Origin of the sequence: Tatumella sp. UBA2305 (genome assembly GCF_002345795.1) — a bacterium.
GTDB classification, from domain to species: domain Bacteria; phylum Pseudomonadota; class Gammaproteobacteria; order Enterobacterales; family Enterobacteriaceae; genus Tatumella; species Tatumella morbirosei.
In genome coordinates this window covers 109,254-121,481 of record NZ_DDVT01000025.1, presented here as the reverse complement: position 1 = coordinate 121,481, position 12,228 = coordinate 109,254, and the positions used below count along the sequence as shown (strand labels likewise).

Sequence of the window (12,228 nt, the reverse complement as noted above, 5' to 3'; positions counted from 1 at the left end):
GGCGGGTTTTTTGCTTTCAGAACGCCGAACTCTTCATCGAACAACGTTCGATGTACTCGCCTCATCCCTTTTAGACAGGAAAAACTGTTTAGCTTTTCGATCTTAAATGCACCATTATTTAACAACAGATGCACATCTAATGATCGTAGAATAAGCTCAAGTTATCTCTGATATCTATGTCTCTCCAGCTTCCCGGAGTGAGGAGACCAGCAAAGACAATAATCTTCCATTAACTGATTCCGGGCGGACCAACAGAATAATTCTTCGATCATATTCTCCACCAACCGGTGTCTGCACCAGTTTCGGTGAAATTCTGGTCAGGCCAGGCCAGCGCGGGAGCAAACTGATACCCATTTTTTCTTTTACTAACAATGAAATCGCTTCTATACCATCTAATTCAAGGAGTAAACGGGGAGTAAGGTGATTGTCATTCAGATACTGCTGCGCTAAGCGGCCGCCCCAGGAGTTCGGATCATAGCTGATATAAGGACTGGTAGCGAGGGTCTGAGCAACATCCCACCTGAGAGGCTCACCTGTCAGTAAAATAAGTTCTTCGCTATGTAATGAGTGCCACTGATAACGCTTTGGTATTTCAAACGGTGGGATCACCATAATCGCGGCATCAATGGTTTCACGTGACATAGCGTCGAATAACGCGCTGGAGGTACCGGGTACAATCTGGGGTCTGATCTCCGGAGCCAAGCGATGTAACTCCATCAAAGCACCCGGTAAAATTCCCGTGAGTGCCGTTGAGATAGTCCCAATCCTGATAGTCCCACTTAAACTGTCTGCATGAATATCGTTTTTTAAGAGTTCCACTTCCCGAACAATGCGTCTTGCCCTGCCCAACATAGCCATTGCTGCATCGGTTGGTTTAGCCGTATGTCCAACCCGATTCAGCAGAATGGTATTCAGTTCCCGCTCCAAAACCTGTATCCGCTGACTCACTGCAGCTGCAGTAATCCCTTGATTACGAGCGGCTTTTGCAATTGACCCATACTCAATAGCGGCAATCAGGCTGGAAAGATACTTACTATCCAAAGCTTTTCCTTACGATTGAATGCATAAAAACATGCTAACAGTTTTGTATGTGATTTGAGATTCTCACAGCTTATTTGCACGGAGACAGAATATGAAATCTGCATTTCACCTTGCCTACCATGTGACCGATCTTAATGAAAGCCGCCGCTTTTACGGTGATTTACTCGGCTGTACAGAAGGTCGTAGCACGGACACCTGGGTAGACTTCGATTTTTTTGGCCATCAGATATCACTACACCTCGGTCAGCCTTTTGCTGTGACAAATACAGGGAAGGTCGGTGATCACATGGTCCCTATGCCACATCTTGGCCTGGTACTGGAAATGGCACAATGGGAACACCTTGCTGCCAGACTACAACAAGCGAAGATTGAGTTCATATTATCACCACAAAAACGCTTCGTTGGCGAACCTGGCGAGCAGGCAATTATGTTTATGAAAGATCCTTCAGGAAATCCAATTGAAATTAAAGGTTTTTCTGATTGGAGTCGGATATTTTCCAAATAATCTTCAGTTTTTTTGCGAATCGCCTGTGTAAATTCATTATTTGGTACTCACTGGCATTATTATTGCATTTTATTGGTATACCAGGAAAGTACGTTCTGTGAAACAGATGACCACCATGTAAGGATCGTAATGTCTCAGCAAAATACTGATAGCCGACTGGCGAAAAGGGTTTCTTCGATAAGTCTGTCCATGACAGTCAAAATTGCACAGCGTGCCCGTGAATTGCAGGCCCAGGGTAAAAAAATTATTAATATGGGTGCCGGTGAACTCGATTTTGAAACTCCCGAATATATCAAATTAGGGGCTATCAAAGGCATTATCGAGGGAGTGACCCGTTACACCAATGTCGGTGGAACCCCTGATCTCATCCGTGCCATTCAGGGTAAATTTACCCGTGAAAATAATCTAAGCTATGGCCTGAACCAGATTATTGCAGGAACAGGAGCTAAACAACTGATATTCAATGCATTTCAGGCAACCATTGATGAAATGGATGAGGTTATCATCCCTGCCCCTTATTGGGTATCCTACCCCGATATGGTGAGGCTTGCTGGCGGAGTCCCGATGGCTGTCACAACCACCAGGGAAAGTGGCTACAAAATTACCGCACAGCAGCTCCGCACAGCCCTGACACCACGTACAAAATGGCTGATCATTAATTCTCCAGGCAACCCTACAGGGGCAATATACTCCAGAGAAGAGTTGCTAGCTCTGGCACAAATACTGGCTGACTATCCACGAGTATTAATACTCTCAGATGATATTTATGAACCACTCACCTACGACACTCCTTTCATTTCTTTTGCCTCGGCGGTTCCCGACATGAAAGATTGCACCCTGACACTGAATGGCGTCTCTAAGGGTTATGCAATGACAGGCTGGCGACTTGGATACTGTGCAGGTCCGGAATGGCTGATAAAAGCCATGGAGAGAATCCAGGCACAGAGTACTTCTAATCCCAGTTCAGTGAGCCAGGTGGCGGCTACCACTGCATTGACCGGCGACTCTTCATTCCTTAAAGGCTGGCGTGACACCCTGGTCAAACGCAGGGACCAGGCCTGCGAGATTCTTGCCATATCACCGTTACTGAGTGTTCTAAAACCACAAGGTGCATTTTATCTGTTTGTAGATTGTCGTGCTGCTCTGAACAAAGCCACTCCTGATGGCCGTTCTCTGACAGATGACCTCGATATTTCTCGTTATCTGATAGAGCAAGCTGGCGTCGCTGTCGTTCCCGGCAGTGCTTTTGGTATGCCAGGGCACCTCAGGCTAGCATTTAGTATTGCCAGTGACGATGTTACCGCAGCCTGTCGGGCAATTGTTGATACCATGGAGAAATTACAATGAGACCTGAGATCCTGCCAGCCCCCGATCTGGCTCTTGCTGAAACTCTGTTTGCACAATTACAGGAAATGAGTTTTGACGGAAGGGGGATCACCCGGGATGCTTACGGACCCGGTGAGCAACGAGCGCACGACCTGATCAGACAAATTGCGACCACACTTCAACTTGAAGTACTCACTGATGCTGCCGTTAATCTCTATATGATTCTGCCTGGCGAAGACCGGGATGCACCAAAAATCGTTGTGGGCTCTCACCTCGACTCAGTTCCGGCGGGGGGAAATTATGATGGTGCTGCAGGGGTATTGGCGGGTCTGGCAATACTGGCCGGATGGAAGGCTGCAGGCCTTGTTCCTCCCGCAGACCTGATGGTCATTGCAATCCGTGCAGAAGAAAGTGCCTGGTTTCCAATTTCTTATCTTGGGAGCAAAACGGTACTGGGGAAACTTACCCGCCCTGACCTGGAAATATTGCGCAAAGATAACCAGGTTTCAATTGCACAGCATATGAGTAACTGCGGAGGGGATCCGGATAGGGTAGTCAATGAACCTCCGTTATTTTCTTCTGAACAGTTCAGAGCATTTCTTGAAATTCATATTGAACAAGGGCCTGTGCTCGAAAATGCTAAAATCCCTGTAGGTATTGTCAGTGGAATATGCGGCAGTTTAAGGTACCGGTTTGCCCGAACCTACGGGCAGTACGCTCATTCGGGCGCCTGTCCATCCTGGTGCCGCCAGGATGCAGTGATTGCCACGGCAGAGTTGGTTTCAAAGGTACATAACTACTGGCATGAGATGGAAAAATCCGGCCACGAACTCACTGTGACCTTTGGACGTTTTTTTACTGATGCCACCGACGCCGATATGAGTAAAGTCAGTGGACTGGTAGATTTTTCAATAGATTTTCGCTCCAGGAGCCCTGAGACATTACAGGCAATAGAAAAGTATCTACAGCAGACCGCCAAGGAAATTACTCAACGACATAATGTACGATTTGATTTTGGTGAGCAAAGTCGAAGTACCCCTGCCCTGATGGACGAGGGGCTGATACTTGAACTGCAAAATTCAGCCAGTAGTCTGAACATCCAGTCACAGGTGATGCCTAGCGGTGCTGGTCATGACTGTGCACAATTCGTGAACTGCGGAGTCCCCGGAGCGATGCTTTTTGTTCGTAACCAGAACGGTAGCCACAATCCTGATGAGGCTATGGAGTTTTCAGATTTTGCGCTTGCCGTTCGTGTGCTAAATCAGACCCTGATCACTATGATGTACAAAACTAGTACTGACTCAGGCGTTTAATTATCCCCTTACGGATATTATCGATATGCGCGGCAACCAGACTCTGAGCAAGATCAGGCTGGTTGTCGCGCAATGCCTGGATGATTTGTAAATGTTCGCGATGACCAGCCTCAAATCTCTCAGGCACTTCACTAAGATTGAACATATGCGTTTTTAGCCTCAGTGTCTTGATGTAATCCGCCATGGTTTTATTACCACAATAGAAAGAGATAATCTCATGGATACGGGAATCAGCTGCCCAGTCCTCTTCTGTATCAGGGATTTTTTTTATTAATAATCCTTCGATCAGTGTCTGAAGTACGTCCAGCTCACTGACGGGTATTTTTCCTGTTGCAAGTCGCGTAGCTTCTGATTCAAGTACACGTCTGATATGTAGCGTTTCAATCAATTCTTTTATCGAAAACTCTTTTACAACAGGCGTTCTGCCACCATTGCGGGAAATAAAACCTTCGTTCTCCAGCCGGTTTAATGCATTACGCACCGGAGTCCGCGAGATATTCAGCATTTCTGCCAGCCGCCGTTCCTGTAACACCGTATTAACGGCAAATTCCCGGCTGATGATTTTATTTAAAATGGTTTCATAGGCTTTTTGGCTTAAGTTTTGTTCACCATCATCAGCCTCTTTTACTAACGGGTCAGTTAGTACCATGATTTTTCACCCACATAATATTCCATCCCCCATCTTTCAGTAACCATCGTCTTACCGTTAGCAGGATGATAAAAGTTTTTAGCTTAATACAGAAGCCCTGGCATAATCAGGTTGTGCTCAGGGCTAGATCGGATTATTGGGGCAAGGTCAAAATTGGGCTTTTAGGGGCAGGATCAACACCAACAATAGGAATGGTCAGACGGGCAAATGTTCCGTCTTTTTTCATATCAGCCAGTGCCTTATCTACAGCAGCGACCAGGTTAGGTTTACCTTTCGCGAAAGTGAATCCTTTCTGTACCTGACTTAGATAACCAGGAACCTGAACGAATGGCAGATGATTATGCTGAATCAAATAAGCATTACCAATAGAATCATTAATCACACCATCCAGATTACCGTTAATCATATCCTGTACCGCTGAGGTGATATCACTATAGTTTTTTAGCTGAGCACCGTGTTCAGTGGCAAGTTGAGCATAAGTAGAAGAAACCTGCGCACCGATTTTTTTGCCTTTCAGGTCGGCTGGCGTTTTAATACTGGTGTTTTTAGGTGCAAGAATTCGACCACCTGATTCAATCCACGCATCAGCAAATACGACAGACTTCTGACGCTCTGGTGTAATATCAATAGCAGCCATGCTCATATCAAATTTGTTTGCCTGCAAGCCAATCAGAATAGAATCCCATTTGGTGACAACCGGAACCAGTTTCAGGTGTAGACGTTTTGCAACTTCTGTCATAACAGCGATCTCGAGTCCGGTAATTTTTCCTCCTGGACCTCGCATACTGTATGGAGGAGCTGTACCCTCGGTAGCAACTCTTAATTCTCCCGGTGTCAGTAACTCCAGTTTTTTATCACCATCAGCAAAAGCCGCGGCGGAACTCAGCAGTGAAGTGAGTAAAAGACCACAAACAAAAGACTTCAATTTCATACAAAGCACTCCCAATCAGAAATAAAATAACAGACAATTCAAACCATTAAATGTATCTTTCCTGACGCCGTTCCAACCAGCCTGCCAGTTTGGTCAACATGGTGGTCATAACAAGGTAAATGACTGATGCTGCGATATAAAATTCGAACGGGCGGAAGGTACTGGAGATAATAGTTTGTGCATATAACGTCACATCCATTACGGTAATAGTCGAAAGCAAAGAGGTATTTTTCAGCGCCGAAATAGCCTCATTGGTAAGTGACGGCAGAATAATGCGAAATACCTGGGGAAGAATAATGCGTCGCATAACATCATTTTTCGACATACCTAATGCGTAGGAGGTCTCAGTCTGACTTTTTGGTATCGCATTGAGCCCTGTGCGAATAATTTCAGCAACATAGCCCCCACCATTCAATGCCAGTGCAAATACTCCGGCAAAAAAAGGCGAAAAACTTAGCCCAAACTGGGGTAAACCAAAGTAGATAATAAAAACCTGAATTAATGCCGGCGTACCGCGCATAAACCAGATATAAAATTCAGCAATTTTTCTCAGTAATGTCACCTGTGATCGTTTAGCCAGTGCAGCAAGTAAACCAAATACCCAGCTTAAGAGGATGGTAAGCACGGTAATTCCCAGCACAATCACAGCAGAAGTGAGAAATCCGCTGCCATAATCCTGTAAATCCTGATAGAGCTGCATCATGCTTCACTTCCTTTAATAGCATTAAATTCATTGTGTAAAATACGTCTCAAAAACTGACGTAAACGCGGGCTTTCGGGTTCGACCAGCACTCTTTCCGGTGGGCCATCAACCGCCATAACTCCCTGATCGAAAAAAAGTACCCGCGATGAAACTTCTCTCGCAAAAGCAATTTCATGGGTGACCAGCAACATGGTCATTCCGTCGGCAGCCAGTGATGCAATCAGCTCCAACACTTCACCAACCAACTCAGGATCGAGTGCAGAAGTTGCCTCATCGAAAAGCATCATTTTGGGCTTCATGGCCAAAGCTCTTGCGATAGCAACACGCTGCTGCTGACCGCCTGATAATCTGGCAGGGTACTGGAATCTTTTTTCGAACATCCCTACGCGATTAAGTAATTCCTCAGCATCCTTTACCGCTTCCTGACGCGTCGTGTTTTTGACCCGCATTGGTGCCTCAATAACGTTCTCAAGAACTGTCATATGTGGCCACAGGTGGTAATTCTGGAATACCATCCCTATCTGCTGACGTAGCAATTGCAATTGTTGCTGATCAGGCTGATCCCGGGCACCTTCCCTAAAATCAAATGAAAAATCTCCAAAATCCATAAAACCGCTCTGTGGCATTTCCATCACGTTCAGGCAACGTAAAAACGTGCTTTTACCTGAACCGCTTGCGCCAATGATCGAAACAACTTCACCTTGATGGATCTCAAGCGCCACATTTTTCAGCACATGAAGATCGCCAAAACTTTTGTTTAGCTCGCGGATTTTCAGCAGAGGTTTTATAGCCTCGGTCATACGGGTGCTCCTGTTTATTCGAAAGCGGTAACAACTTATGTTCGTCTGCCTGGCACCTCAGATGGCGTCACTTCACCACCGCCACTAACTCCCGTTACTGACTCCAGGGATGAAGGCAATAGTGGGCATATCAACGTTGAAAATTTCTCATCATTCAGAAAGTTTTTTCTTGGCATTCCAAGTAAATGCAAAGAGAATGCCAAGAATAAAAAACATCATCAGGATCACAAAATGAAACGAACATGCTGGATACCACACCCCATAAACAATCATGGAATCAACATCTTAGAAGAAAATAAACTAGAAATATCGACGTCTGAATCATTCGATAGCATTGTTCATCATGATAAGGTTGTCTCGGCTATTTTCCGTACCGGAAAATTCACATGCACGATGATGGAGCACTTCCCGAATCTGAGAGTCATTGCGGTGCATGGTGTCGGAACCGATGGAATTGATTTAGAAGCAGCGACCAGAAAAGGTATCGTGGTACTCAATACTCCGGGTTTGAATAGCCGTTCAGTTGCAGAACATGCCCTGGCTTTGTTGTTTGATTTATCTAAACGTCTGACAGTGTGCGATCGTGCAGTACGTGAAAATAAATATATGGAAATCAAATATACCGGTGGGTTTCAGGAGATTTATGGTCGTACACTCGGAATTATCGGTTTTGGTTCAATAGGTCAGCATCTTGCTAAGATGGCTGTAGCTCTGGGGATGAAGGTGCTGGTACATACCCGACAGTCCACCGAAATTATTGCTCATTACGGATGTGCTAAAGCAAATGACCTGGCAGACCTGCTTAGTGAAAGTGACTACCTGTCTCTGAATGCACCTGCCACAGCGGAAACTTATCATTTGATCGACCGGCAGCGGCTGGCACTGATGAAACCCGGAGCTTGCCTGATAAATACCAGTCGCGGCTCGCTTATCGACGAAGCAGCTCTGGCAGATGCATTGATCACAGGGAAATTAGCTGGCGCAGGATTGGATGTTTTCGAGCATGAGCCCCTGACTCCGGACTCTCCCTTGCTCACCTCCCCCAATCTGATACTAACCCCTCATACCGCGGCTTCTTCGGAAAGTGCAATGCGTAATATGGCCATGGGTGTCGCACAGGGAATCCTCGCCGTATTAAATAATCAGAAACCGGATTCCCTGATTAATCCGGCAGTCTGGGCGGTCAGGCGTCAGTAATTTTTTAATGCTTTGCGGCCAGTATCTGAGCCATCGGGGCAAAACGGACGCCCTGTTCTTCGAGTAATCCCCTTACGGCGCGGGCCATTTCTACCGCGCCAAATGTATCTCCATGCACACATATCGACTCGATTTCTACCGGGATACAGGTACCGTTTTCGGTGATGATGGCTGATTTTTCGAGCATTTTAAGAATTCGCTGGCTCGCTACAACAGGGTCATGTAACACAGCCCCGGGTAATTTTCTTGAGAGCAAACTGCCATTTTCAGCATACGCCCGGTCTGCATAGATTTCTCTTATGACCCGAAGACCTCGCTTTAACGCAGCATCCTCGGTGCACATTCCGGGCATCACCACCATAATCAGATCTTTATCTATCTGATAAATGGACTCAGCGACAGCCTTTGCCCACTCACTATTTTCTGCCGCTATATTACCAAACGCACCATGCGTTTTTACATGTTGCAACTTAGCCCCCTGACTTTCGGCCAGAGCCTTGAGTGCACCAATCTGGTAAATCACCATATTACGGATCTGCTGAGGCGTATATCCCAGAATTGGTCTGCGCCCAAAGCCTGCCAGATCCTGGAACCCCGGATGGGCGCCTACCGCAACATTTTTCTCGCGGGCATTTTGTAATGTTGTGAACATCACATCCGGGTCACCGGCATGAAAACCGCAGGCGATATTCGCAGAGGTGACTATCGAAAGCATTGAGTCATCTGCTCCCATCGTCCATGCCCCAAAACTTTCGCCCATGTCACAGTTCAGGTCAATCAACATTCCAGACTTACTCCAGGTAACTGATTATTAATGTAATTTACCATCAGATAAGTATTTAATCTGACAGCTTTTATTGACAAGTTTTTAATGGTATGCCAAAAGTATTCCATTATGCAAATAGCGAAAAACTATATCAGGTAAAAACGTGAATGATGTCGATAATCCACTGAGCTGGGTGATTCAGAAAATTGCCGATCAGGCTGTTAATATCGATTTTGGTGAAAAAATTGATGAACGTATTAATCAGCATGTCACTTCGCTCGCGGCTATTATTCGGCAACAGGATATTCCGGGAGTCATTGGCTGTATTCCCACCTACCGTTCGCTAACTGTCACTTATGATTCGGTACTCATCCGGCAAAAGATGCTGGTACAAATACTCGAAGAGCTGCTCAACACAGATATCCGGCTAAACCATCCGCGCAAATGCTGGTTAATCCCTGCCTGTTATGGCGGCGAGCACGGTATCGATCTTTCAGCTTCAGCGGACATGTTAGGACTTTCTGTGAATGAGTTAATTGAGATTCATAGTGCACAGCCCTACCGGATATATATGATTGGTTTTATGCCAGGCTTTGCCTACCTGGGGGGACTGGACGCACGATTGCATATACCACGGCGCAATTCTCCCCGCCTGGAAGTCCCGGCAGGTAGTATCAGTATCGGCGGCATTCAGTCAGCTATAGGGTCGGTTGCAGCCCCGAGCGGCTGGCATTTGCTGGCACAAACTCCCGTCAAAAGCTTTGATCCTCAACGTGAGCAGCCTTTTTTATTTAATGCAGGGGAGGAAATTCGTTTTGTCCCGGTAAGTAAATATGACTACCAGTTATTACTTTCAGATAACAACTATTTTCCTGAATGGAGCCTGGTATTATGAAATATTTCGAGGTCATTTCCCCCGGAGTTATGTCAACGTTACAGGATAAAGGTCGTTTCGGTTATGAAGACCGCGGTGTCCCCCCTTCCGGTACCATGGACGAATTAAGTTTCTCGCTTGCCAATGCTCTGGTGGGCAATCCCACCAATTCGGGAGCGATAGAATTCACTCTTACCGGACCCAAACTAAAACTCCACGGTAATTCTCCCTGTGTTATTGCTGTCACCGGTGATGCCCTGGTGATGCTGAATGATGTTCCCTGCGCTATTTATCAGTCCCATCAAATGTTGCCGGGAGATGTACTTACTATACAACGATTGCGTACCGGAGTTCGGGGGTATCTTGCGGTCGCGGATGGTTTTTCCGTCAAACCTCAGCTTGGTAGTGTCTCTACATTGATCAGAGCAAGGTTAGGAGGTTTCGCTGGCAGCCCGCTACAAAAGAATGATCACCTGCCCCTTCCGCAGAAAGCACCGCAAGTCCCACACGGACGACGTGCGGACCGAATTTACCCCCAGATGGAGAAACGCCCTTTCCGCATCATATGGGGTCCGCAGGATAATTATTTCGATGATTCGGCCCGCAGGCATTTCCTGTCACAGAATTATACGCTGTCAACAGAATGTGACCGCATGGGCTATCGCCTGAAAGGTACTCCGCTTATGCATACTCTGGGCTTTAACATCATTTCGGATGCCATCGCACATGGCAGTATCCAGATTCCGGGAGATGGTCTGCCTATCATTGCTATGAATGACCGTCAAACAACCGGCGGATATCCAAAGATAGCCACAGTAATCCGTGCTGATCTTGCCCGGCTTGGGCAGTTGAAACCTGGTGATGCTATTCAGTTCGAGGCTATTTCTGTAGAAAAAGCAGAAGAGATCTGGCGCGGTCGCCAAACAATGTTAAGCAATACCTGCGAGGCAATCAGCCGGCAGTTATTGCCCGATGCTGATTAAGAAGGACATTCACATGCCTCTGATAAATAACCAGGAAAATGGTGTTTATATCATTACTGTCACACCGTTTTTACCCAATGGAACTATAGATGAAAGCAGTACAGACAGACTGACTGATTTTTATTTTGAACAGGGAGCTAATGGGCTGACCATCCTGGGAATGATGGGCGAGGCACCAAAACTAACATTACAGGAATCTGTCAGCGTTACCCTTCAGACATTGAAAAGAGCGTCAGGTAAGCCGGTCATTGTTGGCGTCTCTGCTCCGGGACTTGCAGCTGTTGGAGAATTATCAGCACGGGTTATGGATGCAGGCGCGGCAGGAGTGATGGTTGCGCCTCCATCCACGCTAAGAACTGATGAGCAAATTATTCAGTACTTTGACAATGTCATTGAAACACTTGGGCCAAATATCCCCGTCGCATTGCAGGATTTTCCTCTGGCTACAGGGGTTCAGATTTCTTCATCGGTGCTTATCAGGCTATTCAACACACATAAAAGTATCGTGATGCTGAAACATGAAGACTGGCCCGGTCTGGAAAAAATCAGTGATATACGTGCCGCAGAAGCCCATGGCACCCCCCGGGTTTCTATTCTCTGTGGCAACGCTGGCATGTTTTTACCTGAAGAGATGGTGCGGGGAGCAGATGGGGCAATGACAGGATTTGGCTATCCGGAAATGATGGTAAAAGTGGTGGACCTGATTAAGCAAGGCAGACGTGAACTGGCACAGGATCTTTTTGACATTTATCTGCCATTGATGCGTTATGAGCAACAACCCGGTCTGGGGCTGGCTATCAGAAAACATATTCTGGCACGGCGTGGAGTGATAGCTCATGCTGCCCTTAGGCGGCCCGGTCCTGCACTCAACAGTACAATGATTAGTGAGATAGAGTACCTGATTACCAGACAAACCACGAAGCTGGCCAAATTATAACCACAGAGCTCTCAGGATATACTGCAGTGCCTTCGGGGTAAGGAAGCTACCTCTGAATAAAAGCCGACCGCTGCCCGTTTTGTTACTTTTGAGTATGTTGAGTGGTCCGAACTCTTAACTCCCTCATAGTAAAATCGCAGATATACCAGGGGGAAATATCCCCTAATCTATAAGCCCCAGTCCCCGCACCCACTACCCTGCCT

Annotated in this window: 13 protein-coding genes; 7 read left to right on the top strand and 6 right to left on the bottom strand. The window is 46.5% G+C overall.

The window, feature by feature from the left end; genetic code table 11:
- Positions 1 to 174: 174 nt before the first annotated feature.
- Positions 175 to 1,041 carry a LysR family transcriptional regulator gene (locus B3Z23_RS17810; protein ID WP_294912596.1) on the bottom strand — a complete coding sequence of 289 codons (867 nt, stop codon included), beginning with the start codon at positions 1,039 to 1,041 and terminating at the stop codon, positions 175 to 177.
- A gap of 91 nt (positions 1,042 to 1,132) precedes the next feature.
- On the opposite strand from B3Z23_RS17810, the gene B3Z23_RS17805 reads away from it, so the two are divergent.
- The 3 genes from B3Z23_RS17805 (at position 1,133) to B3Z23_RS17795 (ending at position 4,185) form a co-directional block, all read left to right on the top strand.
- On the top strand, positions 1,133 to 1,546 hold the full coding sequence (locus B3Z23_RS17805) for a VOC family protein (protein WP_294912595.1): 414 nt from the start codon (positions 1,133 to 1,135) through the stop codon (positions 1,544 to 1,546).
- Between the two features lie 129 nt (positions 1,547 to 1,675).
- Entirely contained in the window at positions 1,676 to 2,893 is a 1,218-nt protein-coding gene (locus B3Z23_RS17800; protein ID WP_294912594.1) for a pyridoxal phosphate-dependent aminotransferase, read from the top strand.
- On the top strand, positions 2,890 to 4,185 hold the full coding sequence (locus B3Z23_RS17795) for a Zn-dependent hydrolase (RefSeq protein ID WP_294912592.1): 1,296 nt from the start codon (positions 2,890 to 2,892) through the stop codon (positions 4,183 to 4,185). The genes B3Z23_RS17800 and B3Z23_RS17795 overlap by 4 nt, the downstream gene beginning before the upstream one ends.
- On the opposite strand, the gene B3Z23_RS17790 is transcribed toward B3Z23_RS17795, so the two are convergent.
- From B3Z23_RS17790 to B3Z23_RS17775, 4 genes are all read right to left on the bottom strand, one after another.
- On the bottom strand, positions 4,163 to 4,834 hold the full coding sequence (locus B3Z23_RS17790; RefSeq protein ID WP_294912591.1) for a GntR family transcriptional regulator: 672 nt from the start codon (positions 4,832 to 4,834) through the stop codon (positions 4,163 to 4,165). The two genes, B3Z23_RS17795 and B3Z23_RS17790, sit on opposite strands and share 23 nt — an antisense overlap.
- A 133-nt stretch (positions 4,835 to 4,967) precedes the next feature.
- On the bottom strand, positions 4,968 to 5,765 hold the full coding sequence (locus B3Z23_RS17785; protein ID WP_294912606.1) for a transporter substrate-binding domain-containing protein: 798 nt from the start codon (positions 5,763 to 5,765) through the stop codon (positions 4,968 to 4,970).
- Between the two features lie 46 nt (positions 5,766 to 5,811).
- Positions 5,812 to 6,468 carry an amino acid ABC transporter permease gene (locus tag B3Z23_RS17780; RefSeq protein WP_294912590.1) on the bottom strand — a complete coding sequence of 219 codons (657 nt, stop codon included), beginning with the start codon at positions 6,466 to 6,468 and terminating at the stop codon, positions 5,812 to 5,814.
- Positions 6,465 to 7,247 carry an amino acid ABC transporter ATP-binding protein gene (locus B3Z23_RS17775; RefSeq protein WP_294912604.1) on the bottom strand — a complete coding sequence of 261 codons (783 nt, stop codon included), beginning with the start codon at positions 7,245 to 7,247 and terminating at the stop codon, positions 6,465 to 6,467. Before B3Z23_RS17775 ends, B3Z23_RS17780 begins: the two co-directional genes overlap by 4 nt.
- Positions 7,248 to 7,499: 252 nt before the next feature.
- Here B3Z23_RS17775 and B3Z23_RS17770 point away from each other — a divergent pair, with 252 nt between their 5' ends.
- A complete protein-coding gene (locus B3Z23_RS17770; RefSeq protein ID WP_294912589.1) occupies positions 7,500 to 8,465 on the top strand; it encodes a hydroxyacid dehydrogenase in 966 nt (321 codons plus the stop codon).
- A 4-nt stretch (positions 8,466 to 8,469) separates the two neighbouring features.
- Here B3Z23_RS17770 and B3Z23_RS17765 read toward each other — a convergent pair whose 3' ends face one another.
- Positions 8,470 to 9,249 carry a LamB/YcsF family protein gene (locus B3Z23_RS17765; protein ID WP_294912588.1) on the bottom strand — a complete coding sequence of 260 codons (780 nt, stop codon included), beginning with the start codon at positions 9,247 to 9,249 and terminating at the stop codon, positions 8,470 to 8,472.
- 145 nt (positions 9,250 to 9,394) lie between these two features.
- Here B3Z23_RS17765 and pxpB point away from each other — a divergent pair, with 145 nt between their 5' ends.
- Genes pxpB through B3Z23_RS17750 form a run of 3 tightly spaced genes read left to right on the top strand, consistent with a single transcriptional unit; the run spans position 9,395 to position 12,025 of the window.
- On the top strand, positions 9,395 to 10,126 hold the full coding sequence (gene pxpB, locus B3Z23_RS17760; protein WP_294912586.1) for a 5-oxoprolinase subunit PxpB: 732 nt from the start codon (positions 9,395 to 9,397) through the stop codon (positions 10,124 to 10,126).
- Positions 10,123 to 11,088, top strand: a complete 966-nt coding sequence (locus tag B3Z23_RS17755) for a biotin-dependent carboxyltransferase family protein (RefSeq protein WP_294912585.1) — start codon at positions 10,123 to 10,125, stop codon at positions 11,086 to 11,088. The genes pxpB and B3Z23_RS17755 overlap by 4 nt, the downstream gene beginning before the upstream one ends.
- 13 nt (positions 11,089 to 11,101) lie before the next feature.
- Positions 11,102 to 12,025, top strand: coding sequence for a dihydrodipicolinate synthase family protein (locus B3Z23_RS17750; RefSeq protein WP_294912583.1), 924 nt, complete (start codon positions 11,102 to 11,104; stop codon positions 12,023 to 12,025).
- Positions 12,026 to 12,228 lie beyond the last annotated feature (203 nt).